This is a genomic window from Janthinobacterium sp. P210005 (genome assembly GCF_036231865.1).
Lineage (GTDB): Bacteria > Pseudomonadota > Gammaproteobacteria > Burkholderiales > Burkholderiaceae_D > Janthinobacterium > Janthinobacterium kumbetense.
Genome location: NZ_JAZARC010000001.1, coordinates 1,668,576 through 1,686,867, shown reverse-complemented (window position 1 = coordinate 1,686,867; position 18,292 = coordinate 1,668,576). Strand labels below are relative to the sequence as shown.

At 63.3% G+C, this 18,292-nt stretch carries 17 protein-coding genes; 10 read left to right on the top strand and 7 right to left on the bottom strand.

The window, feature by feature from the left end:
* The first annotated feature begins 32 nt into the window (after window positions 1-32).
* The 3 genes from VPH40_RS07400 (at window position 33) to VPH40_RS07390 (ending at window position 3,673) form a co-directional block, all read left to right on the top strand.
* Complete coding sequence (locus VPH40_RS07400; protein ID WP_099667245.1) at window positions 33-1,616, top strand: methyl-accepting chemotaxis protein; 1,584 nt, start codon at window positions 33-35, stop codon at window positions 1,614-1,616.
* A gap of 86 nt (window positions 1,617-1,702) precedes the next feature.
* Window positions 1,703-2,572 carry a ThiF family adenylyltransferase gene (locus VPH40_RS07395; protein ID WP_251351591.1) on the top strand — a complete coding sequence of 290 codons (870 nt, stop codon included), beginning with the start codon at window positions 1,703-1,705 and terminating at the stop codon, window positions 2,570-2,572.
* Complete coding sequence (locus VPH40_RS07390; protein WP_328573106.1) at window positions 2,573-3,673, top strand: nitroreductase family protein; 1,101 nt, start codon at window positions 2,573-2,575, stop codon at window positions 3,671-3,673.
* Between the two features lie 18 nt (window positions 3,674-3,691).
* On the opposite strand, the gene VPH40_RS07385 is transcribed toward VPH40_RS07390, so the two are convergent.
* The 3 genes from VPH40_RS07385 to VPH40_RS07375 form a co-directional block, all read right to left on the bottom strand.
* Window positions 3,692-4,684 carry an EDSAP-1 family PEP-CTERM protein gene (locus tag VPH40_RS07385; protein ID WP_328573105.1) on the bottom strand — a complete coding sequence of 331 codons (993 nt, stop codon included), beginning with the start codon at window positions 4,682-4,684 and terminating at the stop codon, window positions 3,692-3,694.
* Between the two features lie 107 nt (window positions 4,685-4,791).
* The gene (locus tag VPH40_RS07380) at window positions 4,792-5,769 is read right to left on the bottom strand and encodes an EDSAP-1 family PEP-CTERM protein (RefSeq protein WP_099667249.1); all 978 of its coding nucleotides are present in this window, start codon (window positions 5,767-5,769) and stop codon (window positions 4,792-4,794) included.
* Between the two features lie 189 nt (window positions 5,770-5,958).
* On the bottom strand, window positions 5,959-7,191 hold the full coding sequence (locus VPH40_RS07375; RefSeq protein WP_328573104.1) for a glycosyltransferase: 1,233 nt from the start codon (window positions 7,189-7,191) through the stop codon (window positions 5,959-5,961).
* A gap of 135 nt (window positions 7,192-7,326) precedes the next feature.
* On the opposite strand from VPH40_RS07375, the gene VPH40_RS07370 reads away from it, so the two are divergent.
* The 4 genes from VPH40_RS07370 to VPH40_RS07355 all read left to right on the top strand — a co-directional run bounded on the left by VPH40_RS07370 (window position 7,327) and on the right by VPH40_RS07355 (window position 8,913).
* Window positions 7,327-7,500 carry a hypothetical protein gene (locus tag VPH40_RS07370; RefSeq protein WP_162835752.1) on the top strand — a complete coding sequence of 58 codons (174 nt, stop codon included), beginning with the start codon at window positions 7,327-7,329 and terminating at the stop codon, window positions 7,498-7,500.
* A 246-nt stretch (window positions 7,501-7,746) separates the two neighbouring features.
* Window positions 7,747-7,872 (top strand): hypothetical protein, encoded by a 126-nt coding sequence (locus tag VPH40_RS07365; RefSeq protein ID WP_257218939.1) that lies wholly within the window; start codon window positions 7,747-7,749, stop codon window positions 7,870-7,872.
* Window positions 7,873-8,001: 129 nt separating this feature from the next.
* On the top strand, window positions 8,002-8,370 hold the full coding sequence (locus VPH40_RS07360) for a hypothetical protein (protein ID WP_099667251.1): 369 nt from the start codon (window positions 8,002-8,004) through the stop codon (window positions 8,368-8,370).
* An 84-nt stretch (window positions 8,371-8,454) separates the two neighbouring features.
* Entirely contained in the window at window positions 8,455-8,913 is a 459-nt protein-coding gene (locus tag VPH40_RS07355) for an acyl-CoA thioesterase (RefSeq protein WP_071326331.1), read from the top strand.
* 85 nt (window positions 8,914-8,998) lie between these two features.
* Here VPH40_RS07355 and VPH40_RS07350 read toward each other — a convergent pair whose 3' ends face one another.
* The 3 genes from VPH40_RS07350 to VPH40_RS07340 form a co-directional block, all read right to left on the bottom strand.
* On the bottom strand, window positions 8,999-10,405 hold the full coding sequence (locus VPH40_RS07350; RefSeq protein ID WP_071322891.1) for a DEAD/DEAH box helicase: 1,407 nt from the start codon (window positions 10,403-10,405) through the stop codon (window positions 8,999-9,001).
* 489 nt (window positions 10,406-10,894) lie between these two features.
* Window positions 10,895-11,683 carry an enoyl-ACP reductase FabI gene (fabI, locus tag VPH40_RS07345; RefSeq protein ID WP_219136789.1) on the bottom strand — a complete coding sequence of 263 codons (789 nt, stop codon included), beginning with the start codon at window positions 11,681-11,683 and terminating at the stop codon, window positions 10,895-10,897.
* Between the two features lie 103 nt (window positions 11,684-11,786).
* On the bottom strand, window positions 11,787-13,199 hold the full coding sequence (locus VPH40_RS07340; RefSeq protein WP_034779271.1) for a transglycosylase SLT domain-containing protein: 1,413 nt from the start codon (window positions 13,197-13,199) through the stop codon (window positions 11,787-11,789).
* 338 nt (window positions 13,200-13,537) lie between these two features.
* On the opposite strand from VPH40_RS07340, the gene VPH40_RS07335 reads away from it, so the two are divergent.
* Window positions 13,538-14,110 carry a DUF1415 domain-containing protein gene (locus VPH40_RS07335; protein WP_289904335.1) on the top strand — a complete coding sequence of 191 codons (573 nt, stop codon included), beginning with the start codon at window positions 13,538-13,540 and terminating at the stop codon, window positions 14,108-14,110.
* The gene (locus VPH40_RS07330) at window positions 14,110-14,304 is read left to right on the top strand and encodes a DUF1289 domain-containing protein (RefSeq protein WP_034779267.1); all 195 of its coding nucleotides are present in this window, start codon (window positions 14,110-14,112) and stop codon (window positions 14,302-14,304) included. The genes VPH40_RS07335 and VPH40_RS07330 overlap by 1 nt, the downstream gene beginning before the upstream one ends.
* An 80-nt stretch (window positions 14,305-14,384) precedes the next feature.
* Here the strand turns inward: VPH40_RS07330 and VPH40_RS07325 are convergent, their stop codons facing one another.
* Window positions 14,385-14,891, bottom strand: coding sequence for a DUF1993 domain-containing protein (locus VPH40_RS07325; protein WP_034779265.1), 507 nt, complete (start codon window positions 14,889-14,891; stop codon window positions 14,385-14,387).
* Window positions 14,892-15,150: 259 nt separating this feature from the next.
* Here VPH40_RS07325 and VPH40_RS07320 point away from each other — a divergent pair, with 259 nt between their 5' ends.
* Window positions 15,151-18,288 carry an EAL domain-containing protein gene (locus tag VPH40_RS07320; RefSeq protein WP_328573103.1) on the top strand — a complete coding sequence of 1,046 codons (3,138 nt, stop codon included), beginning with the start codon at window positions 15,151-15,153 and terminating at the stop codon, window positions 18,286-18,288.
* Window positions 18,289-18,292: the final 4 nt, after the last annotated feature.

The window sequence follows — 18,292 nt, the reverse complement described above, 5'->3', positions numbered from 1 at the left end:
AATTCCACATTTTATTCTTTACCCAGGCTCCCATGACTCTCCGTTCGCGCATTCTCCTCCTGTGTTTCAGTACCTTGCTGGGCATCGTCCTCATCGCTTCCTTCTCCCTGTATTCGCTGCGCCAGACCATGATGGCGGAAAGGGTCGAGCAATTGACGGTGCTGGTGGAATTGGCCAATGCCTCGGTGGAAAAAGCGTATGCGCTGGAACAGTCGGGCAAACTCACGCGTGAGCAGGCCCAGCAGCAGGCCAAGCTGGCCATCGGCAGCTTCGTCAAGGACGAGATGTATTATTTCGTGCGCGATTTCAGCACGGACTTGCTGTACGTCCACCCCAATCCTGCGCGCATCGGCACGCCGCAAAAGAACATGAAGCAGTCGGGCGACCGCTACCGCGTGGCCCTCGCCACCAGCCGCATCGGCCTGGTGCAGGCGGATGGCACGCGTCCCGGCGTGAAGGACCCGGTGGCAAAAATGTATGCCGTGGTGAAATTTGCGCCATGGGATTGGCTGATCGGCACGGGCACGTATATCGATGACATCAACCACAAGTTCTGGGCCCAGGCGGGCGTGCTGCTGGCCATCGGCGGCGCGCTGATGCTGGTGGTGGGCGCCCTGGCGGCCCTGATGCTGCGCCGCATCCTGGGCCAGCTCGGTGGCGAACCCGATTATGCAGCGGCCATCGTGGCGCAAATCGCCCAAGGCGACCTGACGACGCAGATCGATACGCGTCCCGGCGATACATCCAGTCTGTTGATGGCGATCAAGGCCATGCGCGATAACCTGGCGCACCTGGTGAGCCAGGTGCGCAACGACGCGGAATCCATTTCCACGGCGTCGGGCGAGATCGCTTCCGGCAACCACGACCTGTCGGCGCGCACGGAGCAGCAGGCGGGCTCGCTGGAAGAAACGGCGTCGACCATGGAAGAAATGACCTCGACCGTGCGCCAGAATGCGGACAATGCGCGCCAGGCCAACCAGCTGGCCATTTCTGCCTCGCAAGTGGCGAGCCAGGCGGGCGGCGTGGTGAGCCAGGTGGTCGACACCATGGGCGCCATCAATGCCTCGTCGAAGAAGATCGGCGACATCATCGCCGTCATCGACGGCATCGCCTTCCAGACGAATATCCTGGCCCTGAATGCGGCCGTGGAAGCGGCGCGCGCGGGCGAGCAGGGCCGTGGCTTCGCCGTCGTCGCCAGCGAGGTACGCAACCTGGCGCAGCGCTCGGCCGCGGCCGCCAAGGAAATCAAGCAGCTGATCGACAGTTCCGCCGAGCAAGTGGGCGCCGGTGAAAAACTGGTGGCGCTGGCGGGCGAGACGATGGAAAAAGTTGTTTCCAGCGTGCAGCATGTGACCGATATCGTGGCCGAGATTTCCTCGGCCAGCGCGGAGCAAAGCGCCGGCATCGAACAGATCAACCAGGCCATCGTCGAGATGGACAACATGACGCAGCAAAACTCGGCCCTCGTCGAGCAGGCGTCGGCGGCGGCGCAGGCGATGAACGAGCAGGCGGCGGGGCTGGCGCAGATCGTCAGCGTGTTCAAGGTGGGCGCAGCGGCGCCGGCGGCGGCAGCACTACAGCGCAGCGTGCCTGCGGCGCGGCGCCTGACGCGCTAAGCGCTTTTTTCTGTCATTGGGGAACTTAACCCCGGCTCACCTGTCCAACTTTCTTCGTCCGCAAGGGATGCACAGAAGAGGTGAGCATGACAGACGGTTTTTCGTATCACGCGGCGTTCGCCCGCAACCTGGGCTGGGTCACGCAAGCGGAGCAGGACAGCTTGCGCGGCAAGCGCGTGGCCATCGCCGGCATGGGCGGCGTGGGCGGCGTGCACTTGCTGACCCTGGCGCGGCTGGGCATCGGCGCCTTTCACATCGCCGATTTCGACACCTTCGATATCGCCAATTTCAACCGCCAGGCGGGCGCCATGGTGTCCACCCTGGGCCAGCCCAAGGTGGCGGTCTTGGCGCAGATGGCGCGCGATATCAATCCCGAACTTGATATTAAACAATTCCCAGACGGCATACACGACAGCAACCTGGCCGAGTTCTTCGCCGGTGTCGACCTGTATGTGGACGGCCTGGATTTCTTCGCCTTTCCCGCGCGCCAGGCCACCTTCGCCACTTGCGCCCGCCTGGGCATCCCCGCCATCACGGCCGCGCCGCTGGGCATGGGCACGGCCGTGCTCAGCTTCCTGCCGGGCGGCATGACGTTCGAAGAATATTTTGGCTGGGGCGACTTGCCCGAGGAAGAAAAAGCCCTGCGCTTTCTCGTCGGGCTGGCGCCGGCCGGCTTGCATGCTCCCTACCTGGTCGACCCGTCGGCCATCAACCTGAAGGAGCGGCGCGGGCCGTCGACCATCATGGGCTGCCAGCTGTGCGCGGGCGCGGCCGCCACGGAAGCCTTGAAGATCCTGTTAAAGCGGGGCAAGGTGATGGCGGCGCCGCACGGCATGCATTTCGACGCCTACCGCAACAAGCTCGTGCATACCTGGCGTCCCGGCGGCCACCGTCATCCGTTGCAGCGCCTGACGATGGCCATCATCCAGCGGCGCCGCGCCGCGCAGGGGGCATAAATGGCGCAAGCACTGCAAATCGATCCCGTGCTGGAAAACATCCTCGAGCAGGCGCGCTGGGCGCCCAGCGGCGACAACACGCAGCCGTGGCGCTTTGAAGTCGTGGCGCCGCGCCATGTCGTCGTGCACGGTTTCGATACGCGCAGCCATTGCGTGTACGACCTCGACGGCCATCCCAGCCAGCTGTCGCTGGGCGCCTTGCTCGAAAGCATGGCACTGGCGGCCAGCAGCCATGGCTTGCGCATGGAGGCGCGCCGGCGCCTGTCCATGCCCGACACCCTGCCTACCTTCGATGTGCGCCTGGTCGACAGCCCCGGCATGCCGCCCGATCCGCTGGCGGCCTTCTTGCCGCAGCGCAGCGTGCAGCGGCGCCGGCTCAGCACGCGCAGCTTGCGCGCCAGCGAAAAGGCGGCGCTGGCGGCCAGCTTGCCGTCCGGCTACGGCGTGCAGTGGTTCGAAGGCAGGCGCGCGCGCCTCGCTTGCGCGCGGCTGATGTTCGACAATGCGAAGCTGCGCCTGACCATGCCCGAAGCGCACAAGGTGCACCGCGACGTGATCGAGTGGGGCGCGCGCTACAGCACCGACCGCATCCCGGAGCAGGCGCTGGGCGTCGACGCGATGACGGCGCGCCTGATGCGCTGGGTCATGCACAGCTGGCGCCGCGTGGATTTTTTCAATACCTGGCTGGCGGGCACCGTCGCGCCGCGCCTGCAGATGGACTTGCTGCCGGGCCTGTATTGCGCCGCCCATTTCGCGCTGCTGGCCGAGGCGTCGCCGCGCCACATCGACGATTACGTGGCGGCCGGGCGCGCCATGCAACGCTTCTGGCTGACGGCCACGCAACTGGGCCTGCAATTGCAGCCGGAACTGACGCCGCTGATCTTTGCCCGCTATGTGCGCGAACGGCGCGCCTTTTCGCGCACCGATGGCCTGCAGGAGCTGGCGCAGGAGCTGGCCGTGCGCTGCCAGGCCGTGCTGGGGCCGGCCGCGTTGGATCGGGCCGTGTTTCTCGGGCGCATAGGCGCCGGCCCGGCGGCCAGTGCGCGCTCGCTGCGCCGTCCGCTGCAAGACTTGCTGGTGGCGCCAACGGCGGGGCGGTGAGGCTCGCCTGGCGCCCCGTCAGCGCCGCCGCCGGGGCGCCAGGACGGCCAGCGCCAGCAAGCCGGCCGCCAGCAACGGCAAGGTGCCCGGCAGCGCCATGGGCGTGACGCCTGGCACATAGGCCAGTTCGGAACTGTTCAGCATATTCAACACCAGCGTGTAGCTGCCGGCCGCCAGCCTGTCCGTGACGGCGCCATACTGCCCGCCGCACGCCGTGCCGACGCCCGTGCCCGTGGGGGCGCCGCAGCCGCTGGGATCGTAGGTGAACACGCTGCCGCTGGTGAGCGGCGTTTGCGCGTAGCCCGTGTTGAGGCTGGCCGCATCGGCCAGTTCGGTGCCGCCCAGGATGCCGGAGCCGAGCTTGCCGTCGGGTGCCCAGCTGAAGACGATCTGGCCATGTTCATCGATGATGCTGAACGTCATCGCCATATTCGTCGTGGCCGCCGAACCTGTGCCGGCCAGCGCGTCCAGGTACAGCTGCATGAAGGGCAGGGCCTGGAAGTCGAAGGCCAGGGTCGCGCCCGGTTGGCCGACGACGAAATTGACGGTCATCGCGGTGCTGGAACCGTTGCGCCCCGAGGCGTCCGCGCTGCCGCCGCCCGTCAGGAAGGTTTCTGCCGCGTTCACGGTATGCGTGCTGGTCGAGCCCGGTGGGAAGGGGGGGATTTGCGAGGCGACGATTTGCGCTTCGCCGCGCGCATACGAAGCATTGCCCATGCCTTGCGGGGTAAAGTCGTTCTCTCCCTTGCTGACGGCGCCGCGTTTCGCCTGCGGCGCGTCGATCTCGTTGCTGCCGCCATTGATGACGCTGCTGCCATTGAGCGTGGCGGTCGTGCGCGACAGGTCGATGTTGCTGAGCAGGGTGACGGAGCCGGAGGGATTGCTGATGACCAGACCAAAGACGCTGGTGTACGAATAGCCGTAGGCGGCGGCGCCGGCAGTGCCGCTGCTGGCCAGCAATAGCAAGCTCAGCATGAGCATGGGCAATCGGGTACAAGAAAATGTAGTCATGAAAATCCTCATCTCCTGGTCGGCCGGGTTGTAAGGAAAACCGACAGGCTTGCCACATGAAAAAGGCGAGGAAACTCCCTCGCCTGTGCATCCCCCTGTTGCCTGGTTCAGGCGCTGACTTTGCGGCGGCTGGCATAGCCCAGGCCGGCCAGGCCCAGGCCCAGCAGCGCCAGGGTGCCCGGTTCCGGCGCCTGTTTGACCAGGTCCACGCTCTCCACCGCATTCAAGGTCAAGGTGTAGTTGCCGGCCGCGAGGGCATTGCTGACGGCGTTGAAGTTGCCGCCGCAAGTCGTGCCCACGCCGGTGCCGCCAGGCGTACCGCAACCGGTGGGGTTATACGTAAACAGGTTGCCGCGCGTCAGGAAGTTGGTCGCCAGGCCGGTGTTCAGGTTGGCTGCATCGGCGTTTTCCGTGCCACCGAAGATGCCGGAGCCGACGACGCCATCGGGTGTCCAGTTGAAGACGGTCGCACCGGTCGAGTTGGTGATGGTGATGGTCATCACCAGGTTGGCCGTCGCGGTGGACAGTTGCCCCACTGTGCTTTGCAGGAAGACTTGCATGAATGGCGAGGAGAAGAAGTCAAAGCTCAGCGTTGCCGTGGGCGAACCGACGACGAAGTTGACGGAAAAGCCCGTGGTCGAGCCGTTGCGGCCGGACGCATCGGCCGTGCCGGCTGGGCCGGCCAGGTGGGCCTCGGCCACGTTTACCGCCTGCGTGGAGGTGGAGCCGGGCGGGAACGAGGGAAACTGCGTGCTGACGATCTGCGCATCGCCGCGCGAGTAGTTGCCCGAGGCGCCCTGTTGCGTGAAATTGTTTTCCCCTTTGGTCACGGCGCCGATGGCGGCGCGGGGCGAGTCGAGCAGGCCGGGGCCGCCATTGATGACGCTGACGCCATTCAGGGTGGCCGTGGCGCGCGAGATCGTGGTGCTGTTCAGGGCGGTGATCGAGCCCGTGGCGGCGACGATCTGCAAGCCGAAGATGTTGTTGTAGGCGTAGCCATAGGCGCCCGCCTGTGCGCTACCGGCGGCGCACAACATGGCCAGTGCGGCCGCGGCCGGAAGCAGTTTCAGTTTCGAGAGTTTCATTGTATTCACCTCGTGGTTGAGTGAGTCTGGAAGTGTTGCCTGAGTCCTGTCTGCAGGTGCTCATAGCCAGACTTAAGCGACTTCCATGCCAACGCATGAGGTTCTTTTGAAATCAAGGACTTGGCGTGCTTTTGTTGACGTGGTGCAGGTGTTGCCGGACTCTCTGTAAGAAAAGCCGACGCCAGCCCGTCAAGGCTGGCCGCCTTGCGGCGAAAGCCCCAGCAGGGCGTGCAGATGGGGCAGCAAGCGTTGCCCTGGCACATAGTTGCGCATGGCCGTGGCCAGCTGACGCGCCGCCAGCCTGGCCCGGCCATCGTCGAGCATGCGCGTGGCGGCATGGCGCAGGGCGGTTTCATGGAAGCGGTCGGCGCGCAGCAGCAGGCCGGCGCCGGTCCCCGCGATGCCGTGCATGTTGAGGAATTGGTCGAGGTTGCCGGCGATGCCGATGACGGGCACGCCGGCCGTCAGCGCCTGCTGGCTGGTGGGGCTGCCGCCGTTGCAGATCACCAGGCTGGCGCGCCGGGCCGCCGCGTCGCCCGGCAAGAAGGGCGCGACGTGGGCATTCGGCGGCACGGCATCGACGCGGCCGGTGCCGGCCGTGGCCGCCAATACGGTGACGGGCAGGGGCGCCAGCGCGTGCAGCACGCGCGGCAGCAATTGCCCCTGGCCGGAACTGCCCAGGGTGACGTAGATGATGGGCCTTCCACTGCTCAGTTCCGGGCGCTGCCACCAGTCCGGCAAGTCGAGCGGCGGCGCCCAGATGATGGGGCCCAGGTAGTCGTGCGTGGACGGCATGGCGTGCGGCGGGAACAGTTGCGGAATATCCGCGTACACGGTGCGGTCCGCATCCGTATAGATGCGCCGCAGGTCGCTGCCCAGCGAGGGCAGGCCATGGCGGCGGCGCACGCGGTTCAGCGGCACGGCATGCGAGGCGAAGGCCAGCGGGCGGATCAGGCGGAACAGGGGGGCTGCCAGCCAGATGGGCAGCAGGCTGGTCAGGGGCAGGCTGGGCACCGTGTAGTGCTGGCGCACGTACGGACTCCAGTAGGCATTGCTGACGGTGAGGTAGGGAATGCGCTGCAGGCGCGCGCTGACGGACAGCGACAGGCGGAAGTCGCCGATCACGAGATCGGGCTGGACGGTATTGAGCAGGCGCAAGTCGTCTTCCACATATGCGTGCAGGGTGCTTTCCGTGTAGACGGGCTTGCCGTGCGCCAAGGCCTGTAGGAATTGCAGCGATGAAATACTGTCGATGCGCCAGCGGCGAAAGGGCGCCTGCTTGAAGCAAAAGTCATAGCCATCGGCGCAGGCAAAATGCACCTCATATTTGTCCTCGTCGAGTCCCTGGGCCAGGCTCAGGGGGCGGCCGACGTGGGCCAGGGTCACTGCCTCGGCCATAAAGAGGATTGTCTTGCGCGCCATGGGGATCGCTTGTACTCGCAGGTGAGAGACCTGCCAGGTTGGAGTGGCGCCGCGCCGTTTAGTTCCCGCAGCGGCTTGCCACTGGCGGGCGCCAGGATTTGGCCGCATCGGCTAGAGTGGGGCAAAGGAGGTCACATGCAAACCCAATTCCGTCCTGCCCTGTTGCGTGCGCACAGCACGCCCGAACCCGATATGCCGCCACCGCCGGAAGGCGATCCCGTCACGCCGCCGCCGGAAACGCCGCCCCACATCGAGCCCGTGCCCGTCGAGGAGCCGACGCCGCCGCCACCGCCCGTGAAAATGCAGTGACGGGGCGCGGTGCGCCGCCGGCATGGCGGTGACGGGGAGATGCGCGCCGCGTTTATTTCCGATCGGAAATGGACTGCGCGGTGGCCGCCAGCGCCACGCCATTTAAACAACAAAAACGCCAATAAATGTTGCCGAGTGGATACAAATCAAGCTCTAACTGTCGAGTGTCATGCGGCCGTCACGATTCTGTTCTTATAATGAGACATCATAAAAATTCTTGTACAGGAGACCATCGTGGGCAATTCCTTGCATAACAAAATTTACCTGGGCCGGCGCCCTGTGATCACCAGCAAAAACCTCGTGGCGCTGGCCCTGGCGGGCGCCGTGGCGGGTTGCGGCCTGGCCTGGCTGCTGCTGCGCAGCTACAAATAACGGTCGTCACGCTCGTGTTTCCGCCGCCTGGCCGCCTGGCGGGCGGCGGTAGATTCACGTTGCCTGTTGCCGATGCGCAGCGGGGCGCGTACCATGGGGGCCGAACACCTGGCCTTTTATGGAAAAGTAATGAAGAACGAGAAATTAACGACCGATGAATATGACGCGCTGGAGCAAGTTGCACGCGGCATCAAGACCGAGCGCCCCAGCGCTTGCGTTGCCCGCAATGCCAAGCGCCTGTCCGGCCTGAAGCTGCTCAGCTATGCACGCGATGGCCGTTTGTCCATCACCGAGAAAGCACAACAACTGCTGTTCCTGCGCCGCTGCATCATGGGGCTGCGCGCCGTCGCCACCGATCCGCTGACCAAGCTGGACTCGGACGTGGCTTATTTCCTGGGCAAGAAAGCCCACATCGTGGCGCGCGCCGAAGGCGAGGGCCACGACATTTCCGACAAGGGCCGCGACTCGCTGGCCGACATCGATACCCTGGGCCTGTAAGTCCCGCTACCGGCCCCTGGGGCCGGTTTTCACATCTTCCCTCACTTTTAATTTCCCCCTTTGGAGAACACTTTGGACAGCGCGATGAACTGGTCGGCCCACGAACTGACGATGACGGTCTTGATGACGCCCGATATGGCCAACTTTTCCGGTAACGTGCACGGCGGCACCATCCTGAAGTACCTCGACAGCGTTGCCTATGCCTGCGCCAGCCGCTATTCGGGCAGCTACGTGGTCACCCTGTCGGTGGACCAGGTGATGTTCCTGCAGCCTATCCACGTGGGCGAGCTGGTGACGTTCCTCGCGTCGATCAATTACACGGGCACGACGTCGATGGAAGTGGGTATCCGCGTGGTGACGGAAAACATCCAGCAGCGCCTGGTGCGCCACGCCAACAGCTGCTATTTCACGATGGTGGCCGTGGATGCGAACCGCAAGCCCGTGGCCGTGCCGCCGCTGGCGCTGGAGACGCCGGAACAGCAGGTGCGCTTCGAGCAGGCCAAGCTGCGCAAGCTGTCGCGCCAGAAAGTGTCGAAGAAATAAGTCGTTGCGGACATAAAAAAACGGCCACCAGAGCGATCTGGTGGCCGTTTTTCATTGCATGCCTAGAGGCAATGGCAAACCGTGATTAACGGTCGCCGTAGCTGCGGCGTGCGCCGTCGGTGCTGCGCGGGTTCGAACCCTTGTAGCCGCCGCCAGTGCTAGGTGCGCCGTCTTTACGCGGTGCGCCCGGCTTGCTGAACGTGCGTTGGCCTGGCTTCGCGCCGCCACGGTTGTCGCCTGGTTTCCAGCCGCCTGGACGGGCGCTCGAACGTGGTGCCGATGCCGTTTTCTTTGGCTCGAAACCTTCGATGACATTGACCGGGATCAATTGCTTGGTGAAGCGTTCGATGCGCTTGACGTTCATGCCTTCAGCGTGGTTCACCAGCGAGATGGCCAGGCCATTGCGGCCAGCGCGGCCGGTACGGCCGATGCGGTGGACGTAGTCTTCCGGGAACTTCGGCAGATCGTAGTTGAACACGTGGGTGATCGTTGGCACGTCGATACCGCGGGCGGCAACGTCGGTGGCAACCAGCACTTTGACCTGGCCGCGGCGCATGCCGTCCAGGGTGCGGTTACGCGCGCCCTGATGCATGTCGCCGTGCAAGGCGGCAGCCGAGAAACCGGCGATGTTCAGACGGTCGGCGATGGTGTCGGCGTCACGCTTGGTGGCGGTGAACACAACAGCCTGATCCAAGGTTTCGTCGCGCAGCAGGTGGTCCAGCAGGCGATTCTTGTGCGACAGGTCGTCGACGAAGTGGACGCGCTGCGTGATGTTTTCATGCTTGTTGCTCGAGCTTGCCACTTGGATGACCAGCGGGTTTTTCGTGATGCGGCGGGCCATGTTGCCGACCACGCCATCCAGCGTTGCCGAGAACAGCATGGTTTGACGGCCTTCCGGCGTCGCTTCGACGATCTTTTCGATGTCGTCGATGAAACCCATGTCCAGCATGCGGTCGGCTTCGTCCAGCACCAGGATTTCCAGTTGCGAGAAGTCGATCTTGCCCGAGTCCATGTGGTCGATCAAACGGCCTGGGGTCGCGACCAGAATCTCAGGATTCTTGGCCAGCAATTGCATCTGTTTAGGGTAAGGCATGCCGCCCAGGATCGACACAGCCTTGATGCGGCGGATGCCGGTGCTGTACTTGTCGGTGTTGGTGGTCACTTGCAGGGCCAGTTCGCGCGTCGGCGTCAGCACCAGCATTTTTGGCTGGGCAGCCTTGAAGCGTGGACGCTCGCCGCGGGCGCGCGATGCTTGCATTTCCTGGTTTGGCGTCTTGCCGGCGGCGCTTTGTTCGGCGCTGGCCAGTTTGTGCAGCGACGGCAGCATGAATGCTGCGGTCTTGCCCGAACCGGTCTGCGACGAGACCAGCAGGTCACGGCCTTCGATCGCGGCTGGAATCGCTTGCGACTGTACCGCGGTTGGCGCGGTGTAGCCCGATTCGGTCAGAGCGGCGAGGATGGACGGATGCAGGCCTAAGGATTCAAATGTCATTCTTTTTCTTTCGTGAAAATCAGCGTTCTTGCAAAAAGCAGAACGCAAAATAGCAACGCCAACCAAAACGAAATGACTCAACTAGAAAGAAATTTCGGCACAAAAGCTTTGCGCCGGGACGGTGTCAGGTGCGACACACAAGGCGGGAGGGCTTTATTAAGCGGCATCCTGTGGATGCGCTAAGGCTTGCGAAGCTGCTAAGTTTGTAGTGCATGTAACTGCGGTGTTGCCATCGCTTCAAGGAAACATATTGCAGCGCACAACGACACTATACCGTATTTGCTGCCGTTTTGCACGGCCTAAATGGGAAGAAACGACAGTCCTACCACGTTTTGCTCATGTTTCCTATGTGAAATCAGTAAGAATACGTAGTTTTCTTCCGTTTAATGGAGCATGGCCATGAGGCCGGCGGGCAGCGGCGGCGCCTGTCGCGTTTCCCTGGCCAGGTTGATTTGCCGGGCCGCTTGCGCCACGTCGACCAGGTGCCATTTACTCTACTTCGGGATTGACGGCCATCACTTGCGAAAAGCCGCCATCGACGTAGGTAATTTCACCCGTGATGCCCGACGCCAAGTCGGACAGCAGGAAGGCGGCCGTGTTGCCGACTTCCTCGATGGTGACGTTGCGTCGCAGCGGGGCGTGTTCGGCCACAAAGCCCAGCAGCTTGCTGAAATCCTTGATGCCGGACGCGGCCAGGGTCTTGATGGGGCCGGCCGAGATGCCGTTGGCGCGGATACCGCGCGGGCCCAGCGATTCGGCCAGGTAGCGCACGGACGCTTCCAGCGACGCCTTGGCCAGGCCCATGGTGTTGTAGTAGGGCACGGCGCGCACGGCGCCCAGGTAGGTCAGGGTCAGCACCGAAGCGCCCGGATGCAGCAGGGGCAGGGCGGCCTTGGCCATGGCGGGAAAGCTGTAGGCGGAAATGTCGTGCGCGATGCGGAAACTGTCGCGCGACAGGCCGTCGAGGAAGTCGCCGGCGATCGCTTCGCGCGGCGCGAAACCGATGGCGTGCACGAGGCCATCGAGGTGTTCCCAGTGCTGCGCCAGGTCGCTGAAGACGGCGCTGATCTGTTCATCGCTGGACACGTCGCAGTCGAAGACCAGTTCGCTGCCGAATTCCGCCGCAAATTCCGTGATGCGCTCCTTGAAGCGTTCGCCCACATAGGTGAAGGCGAGGGTGGCGCCTTCGCGGTGGCAAGCCTTGGCGATGCCATAGGCGATGGAGCGGTTCGACAGCAAGCCCGTGATGAGGATTTTTTTGCCTTGCAAGAAAGCCATGACGACTCCTGTCTGGGTAGGTGGGCGGGTAAGGCGGATGTGCAACCGGCCGCGACAGCAAAGCTGTGGCGGCCGGTGAGGTAGGTCAATACAGCTCAGGCAATCAGTGACGGGCCTTGGCGCGACTGTTGCCGCCGCCGCGCTGGATGCGTGGTTTCACCAGGGAAATTGGCGCGGCTTGCACCTTGCCTCCCTTGGCGGCGCGGCGCAGTGCCTTGGCGGCCCGTTCCGGACGGTCCGCTTCCAGCAGCATGGTGGCGCTGTCGGCGATTTCCTGGGTGATGTCCTTGTTCATCGTGGCCGAGGTTTTCGGCACGAGGATGGTGGAGCCGGCGCGCAGGCTGGTGCGCTGCGGAATATTGTTGGCCTGGCGCAGCACGTCGGCCGTGGTGCCGAATTTCGACGCCAGGGTTTCGATGCGTTCGCGCGCATTGGTGATCTTGTGCGTCGTCCAGCTCGACAAGGCGTGGCCCCATTGCGCCAGATTGGTGGTGAACTTGGCGGCGTTTTCCTGTGGCAACAGAATCTTGGTCTTTTCGCCGCCGATGATGACGGGGCGGTTAAATTGCGGATTCAAGGCCTTGAATTCATCCATCGACAGTTCGGCCAGCTGGGCGGCGACGGTGATGTCGATGTCGCTGGTCTTGTCGATGGCCGTGAAGTAGGGCTGGTTGTCGACCACGGGCAGGGTCAGGCCGAACTGGGCCGGATTGGCGATGATGTTTTTCACCGCTTGCAGCTTGGGCACGTAGTTGCGCGTTTCGGCCGGCATCAGGTCGGCCAGGCTTTCGAAGTCGGTTGGCTTGCCCAGCGCCTGGTTTTTCTTGATGGCGCGCTGTACCGAGCCTTCGCCCCAGTTGTAGGCGGCCAGGGCCAGTTGCCAGTCGCCAAACATGTCATACAGGCGCTGCAGGTACGTCAGGGCCGCATCGGTCGAGGCCAGCACGCCGCGGCGCTCGTCCTTGAACATGTTTTGCTTGAGGTTGAAATCGCGTCCCGTGGCGGGCACGAATTGCCACATGCCGGCCGCATTGGCGCTGGAGAACGCTTGCGGATTGAAGGCGGACTCGATGAACGGCAGCAAGGCCAGTTCCGTCGGCATGCCGCGCTTTTCCAGTTCCTGCACCACGTGGAAGATGTAGCGCGAGGCGCGCGCCGTCGTGCGGGCGATGTAGTCGGGGCGGGTGGCGTACCAGTTGACGTGATTGGCCACCAGCTGGTTATTGATGTCGGGAATCGCATAGCCGCTGCGGATGCGGCCCCAGACGTCGGCTTCGCGCAGCGGATCGGAATTGTCGCTGAGGTTTTTCAGCAGGCGGTCGGTCTTTTGCAGGCGGTTGTCGAGGGTGGGGAGTTTCGCCGTGACCTGGGCGGTCATCGGGATCAGGGCAGGTGCGGCGGCGGCGACTGGCGCGTTATCGCTCTCAACACCGGCTTCGTACGCCTGGCTGAGGGCGGGCGCAAGCGCCAATGCCAACGCCGCCAGGACGGTAGATTTAAAGGAGTTTTCGTGCATAGTGTTCCATTGTTGTCGTCGGAGAAACATCGGACAGACCCATGATCAAGCAGCGAGTGTACGTATATCCACATGCAGGAGTCAAGAATTATGTCAGCATGATGACAGGAAATAAGCGGCAATAAGTGGGATACGGCTGAGTTTCCATTCGCAAATGCTATCATTATTGCAAATTTAATTTGCCCAATGCGTGATTCGGCCGCTGTTATAGCATACATGGCGAAGAGGCTGGCGCAAGCCTGGACAGCGCCGGGCATGAGGCTGCGCAAAAGTGCGTACAATTTGGCTTTGGCCGGCTATTCGGCTGCCGGCCGCCATATTGATAGAGAGTCAAGCATATGAACACCCCGACGCGCCACGACGACGACAACGCCGTCATCATCGCCAATACCGTTGCCTGGCTGGAAAAGGCCGTGATCGGCCTGAACCTGTGCCCGTTCGCCAAGGCCGTGCACGTCAAGAAGCAGATCCGCTACGTGGTGTGCGAATCGAGCAACCCGGAAGATTTGCTGGCGCTGCTGATGGACGAGCTGCAAATCCTGGCCGACACGGACCCCGAGCAGATCGACACGACCTTGCTGATCCATCCATATACCCTGAACGATTTCCTCGACTACAACGAGTTCCTCGATGTGGCCGACGCGGCCGTCGAAGACATGCACCTGGCGGGCGAACTGCAAGTGGCCAGTTTCCACCCTGACTACCAGTTTGCCGAGACGTTCGAGGACGACATCAGCAACTACACCAACCGTTCGCCGTACCCGACCCTGCATTTGCTGCGCGAAGACAGCATCGAGCGCGCCGTCGAGGCATTCCCGGAAGCATCGGAAATTTTCGACAAGAATATTGCCACACTGGAAGCGCTGGGCACTGAAGGCTGGGAAAAGCTCGGCTTGCCGAAGGTATCCTGATGGCTGACAAGGAATTGCCGCCGCGTCCCGATACGCCCTGCGTGGCCGTGTGCTCAACAACCTTCGATGAAATCTGCCGCGGCTGCGGCCGCAGCGTGGTGGAAGTGGCCCACTGGGTGTCGATGACGGATGAAGAGAAGGAAGTGGTGTGGGTGCGCATCCTGGCGCAAGGGTATCCGCGCCGGAATACTTGACGTGTTTGTGTTGCCGAACCCAACGGCAAATGCTGGGGTCAGACCCGACGGGTCTGACCCCATATTTTCAGCGCTAACGATTAATAACTACCAATAAAATCCTTCTTGCCCACTTCGATACCGTTATGGCGCAGGATGTCGTACGCCGTCGTCGCGTGGAAGAAGAAGTGCGGCAGCGCGTAGTGGAACAGATAGGTCTGGCCCGTGAAGTGCTTGGTCTTTTCGCCGCTGCCGGTGGTGATGGCGCGCGTTTCGCTGCCGTCGATGTCCGCTTGCGGCAGGCTTTCCAGGAAGGCGATGGTTTTCACGATGCGCGCCTTCAGCTCTGCAAAGCTCTGTTCGCTATCTTCATACGGCGGCACGGCCACGCCGGCCAGGCGCGCGCCGCAGCCCTTGGCGAAGTCGGTGGCGATCTGGATCTGGCGCACGAACGGCAGCATGTCCGGGAACAAGCGGAATTGCAGCAGGGCGTTCGGGTCGATTTTCTTGTCTTGCGCGTGCGTTTCCGCCTTGTCCAGGATGGCGGCCAGGCTGCCCAGGATCTGTTTGAAGACGGGGATCGAAGCGGAGTAGATGGAGAAGGTCATGATGGTTCCTCTAGGTAAAGTGGCGCGATGATAGCAAGCTGCGCGCTTTTCTGCTGGCGCCGGCCTGGCGCGCCGGCATGCGTGTGGTTTTTCAACCCTGTTTATATGACATCAGGTAGCCGCCGGCGCGTGTTTGTTGGTGACTTTTCCCGCTTTTTGCATGCATAATTGCTCCTGATAAAGATTCGTCCCGCCTCGCCACCCGATTCCCCTGTAAAGTCAATGATCGCCCGCCTGATCCCTGTTGCCCTGTCGCCGCATGTTTAATTCACCTTCTCAGCGCCTGCGCGCCAGCCTGCGCGTGCTGTATGGCTCATCGATCTATGGCGCCTTGCTGCTGGTGGTCTTTGGCGGACTGGTCGTTCCCGCCATCTTCGGCAGCTATGTGCTGGTCGGCGTGCATGAGCGCCAGTCGGCGCGCACCAGCCTGAACGAGGCCTTGCAGCGCAATGCCGACATCCTGGCGCTGGGCATGCAGGAGTCGCTGTGGAACATGAATGCGGAATCGGCCCACTCGCTGGTCGAGTCGGTGATGCGCGACCGCTCCGTGCTGCTGGTGAAGGTGCTGGGGCAGGGCGACACGGAATTCATCCGCCTGCGGGCGCCGCAACGGCCCGTGGGCAATCTGTACCGCGCCGAGCGCGACATCCTCGTGCGCGGCGAACGCATCGGCCACGTCGTCGTCGAAATGGACGATGCGCGCAGCCAGCAGGAGCTGCGCGAAAAGCAGATCTCCTATATTTTCGTGCTGGGCGCACAGCTGGCCGTGTCGATGGCGCTGATCGTGCTGTTCCTGAACCGCCGCCTGTTGAAACCCCTGCGCCGCCTGACGCGCTTTTCCGACCGCCTGTCGCACGGCGATTTCGACACGCCCCTGGCTTCGCACAGCAATGACGAACTGGGGCGCCTGACGGCCCAGCTCGAGCAAATGCGCGCGGCCATCGGCCAGCTGTTCGAGGACGTGGGCCAGCGCGAAGAGCGCTTCCGCAGCATCGTCACGCAGGTGCCGGGCGCCGTCTTCCGCTACCGGCCCGACGGCCCCATCGATTTCGTCAGCGACGCCATCGAGGAAATTTCCGGCTATTCGGCGCGCCAGTTCATGCGCGGCACCACGCATGCCTGGGCCGACCTGATCTGCCCGGAAGACCGCCGCGAGCACCGCCGCGCCGTGCGCCAGGCGGTGGCCGAGGTACGGCCGTATGCGCTGGAATACCGCATCATCGACGCTTTCGGCATCGAACGCTGGGTGGCCGAGAATGGCCAGCCGCAGGCGGGCGAGCAGGGCGTCATCTGGGTCGACGGCATCATTGCCGACATCAGCCAGCGCAAGCACCACGAGATGCGCATCGAAGCGCTGCTGACGGAGCAGAGCGCGATTCTCGACAACGTGATGTTCGGCGTGATGTTCGTGCGCCACCGCCGCATCATTTCCGTCAATCGCCGCTGCGAAGAGCTGTTCGGCTACGACCATGCCGAGATGACGGGCCGTTCGACGTCCATCGTGTTTGCGAGCGCGTATGACTTCGAGGATGCGGGCGAGCGCCAGTATCCGGCGCTGGCCCAGGGCGGCGATTTCAGCGAGGAGCGCCAGTACAAGCGGCGCGACGGCAGCCTGTTCTGGGCGCTGGTCAGCGGCTGCGCGCTCGATCCGCTGCGCCCCAATGAAGGCAGCATCTGGGTGTATGCCGACATCACGGCACGCAAGGAAGCCGAGGAAAAGCTGCGCCTGTCGGCCACCGTGCTCGAACATATTGCCGACGGCGTGATGGTGGTCGATGCCAGCGGCATCATCGTCACCGTCAATCCCGCCTTCACGCAGATCACCGGCTATGCCGAGGCCGAGGCGGTGGGCCAGCACTCGTCGCTGACACGCTCGGCGCGCCACGACGCGGCGTTTTACCAGGCCATGTGGGACGAATTGAAGGCCAGCGGTTTCTGGCGCGGCGAAATCTGGCACCAGCGCAAGAACGGCGAACTGTACCTGGAGTGGCTGACCATCAGCGCCGTGCGCGACACGCACGCCACCACCACGCATTACGTGGGCGTGTTCAGCGACATCACCCTGATCAAGGAGTCGCAGGAAAAGCTCGACCACATGGCCCACCACGACCCGCTGACGGCGCTGCCGAACCGCCTGCTGTTCCACGACCGCCTGCAGCACGCTTTGCTGCGCGCCGCGCGCGACCAGGAGCAGCTGGCCGTGCTGTTCATCGACCTGGACCGCTTCAAGAACGTCAATGACACCCTGGGCCACCATGTGGGCGACGAATTGCTGCAAAAGGTGGCCGGCCAGCTGGCGGCCCGCTTGCGCGAAGGCGACACCCTGGCGCGCCTGGGCGGCGATGAATTCATCGTCCTGCTCGAACGCGTCGACGGCGAGTACGGTGCGACGCAGGTGGCGGAAAAGCTGATGACCATGTTCGACCAGCCCTTCACGGTGGCCGACCATGAACTGTTCGTCACCTGCAGCGTGGGCATCAGCCTGTATCCGGACGATGCGCTGGACTTGAATATGTTGATCCGCAATGCCGACGTGGCCATGTACCAGGCCAAGGCGCGCGGGCGCAACGGCTACCGCTTCTATGCGCCGTCGATGACGGGCGAAGGCGTCGAGCGCCTGCGCCTGGAAACCTTTTTGCGCCGCTCGATCGAGAAAAACGAGATGTTCCTGAATTACCAGCCGCAGGTGGAAATCGACACGGGCCGCCTGGTCGGCGTCGAGGCGCTGGTGCGCTGGAACCATCCGGAACTGGGCCTGGTGCCGCCGGCCCGCTTCATTCCGCTGGCCGAGGATAGCGGCTTCATCAACCAGCTGGGCAAATGGGTGCTCGACGAGGCGTGCCGCCAGATGATGCGCTGGCAGGCGCAGGGCTTGCACGTGCCGAAGATGGCCGTGAATCTGTCCGTAAAACAGTTCGAGCGGGGCAGCATCGCCGGCATGGTGGCCGACATCCTGACGGAAACGGGCCTGGAGCCGCAGCGCCTGCAGCTGGAAGTGACGGAATCGGTGATCATGAACACGGGCGACGCGCTGGGCTTCATCAACGATTTGCACGCCATCGGCGTGGGCCTGGCCATCGACGATTTCGGCACCGGCTATTCCTCGCTCGCGTATCTGAAGCAGTTGCCCGTGCAGACGCTGAAGATCGACCGCTCCTTCATCAAGGATATCTCGACGGACGTCAACGACGAGGCGATCGCGATCGCCATCATCCAGCTGGGCAAGAGCATGCAATTGTCCGTGATTGCCGAAGGCGTGGAGACGGAAGAGCAGGCCGCCTTCCTGCTGCGCCATGGCTGCAAGCTGGCGCAAGGTTATTTTTATAGCCGTCCGGTGCTGGCACAGGATATGCTGGAGCGCTGGACCGATCCGCTGGATCAACCACTAACCAATTAAAGGG

Bases quoted from the DNA above. Each gene is read 5' to 3' on its own strand.
- VPH40_RS07400 (WP_099667245.1), top strand. From the start codon at position 33: ATGACTCTCCGTTCGCGCATTCTCCTCCTGTGTTTCAGTACCTTGCTG.
- VPH40_RS07395 (WP_251351591.1), top strand. From the start codon at position 1,703: ATGACAGACGGTTTTTCGTATCACGCGGCGTTCGCCCGCAACCTGGGC.
- VPH40_RS07390 (WP_328573106.1), top strand. From the start codon at position 2,573: ATGGCGCAAGCACTGCAAATCGATCCCGTGCTGGAAAACATCCTCGAG.
- VPH40_RS07385 (WP_328573105.1), bottom strand. From the start codon at position 4,684: ATGACTACATTTTCTTGTACCCGATTGCCCATGCTCATGCTGAGCTTG.
- VPH40_RS07380 (WP_099667249.1), bottom strand. From the start codon at position 5,769: ATGAAACTCTCGAAACTGAAACTGCTTCCGGCCGCGGCCGCACTGGCC.
- VPH40_RS07375 (WP_328573104.1), bottom strand. From the start codon at position 7,191: ATGGCGCGCAAGACAATCCTCTTTATGGCCGAGGCAGTGACCCTGGCC.
- VPH40_RS07370 (WP_162835752.1), top strand. From the start codon at position 7,327: ATGCAAACCCAATTCCGTCCTGCCCTGTTGCGTGCGCACAGCACGCCC.
- VPH40_RS07360 (WP_099667251.1), top strand. From the start codon at position 8,002: ATGAAGAACGAGAAATTAACGACCGATGAATATGACGCGCTGGAGCAA.
- VPH40_RS07355 (WP_071326331.1), top strand. From the start codon at position 8,455: ATGAACTGGTCGGCCCACGAACTGACGATGACGGTCTTGATGACGCCC.
- VPH40_RS07350 (WP_071322891.1), bottom strand. From the start codon at position 10,405: ATGACATTTGAATCCTTAGGCCTGCATCCGTCCATCCTCGCCGCTCTG.
- fabI (WP_219136789.1), bottom strand. From the start codon at position 11,683: ATGGCTTTCTTGCAAGGCAAAAAAATCCTCATCACGGGCTTGCTGTCG.
- VPH40_RS07340 (WP_034779271.1), bottom strand. From the start codon at position 13,199: ATGCACGAAAACTCCTTTAAATCTACCGTCCTGGCGGCGTTGGCATTG.
- VPH40_RS07335 (WP_289904335.1), top strand. From the start codon at position 13,538: ATGAACACCCCGACGCGCCACGACGACGACAACGCCGTCATCATCGCC.
- VPH40_RS07330 (WP_034779267.1), top strand. From the start codon at position 14,110: ATGGCTGACAAGGAATTGCCGCCGCGTCCCGATACGCCCTGCGTGGCC.
- VPH40_RS07325 (WP_034779265.1), bottom strand. From the start codon at position 14,891: ATGACCTTCTCCATCTACTCCGCTTCGATCCCCGTCTTCAAACAGATC.
- VPH40_RS07320 (WP_328573103.1), top strand. From the start codon at position 15,151: ATGTTTAATTCACCTTCTCAGCGCCTGCGCGCCAGCCTGCGCGTGCTG.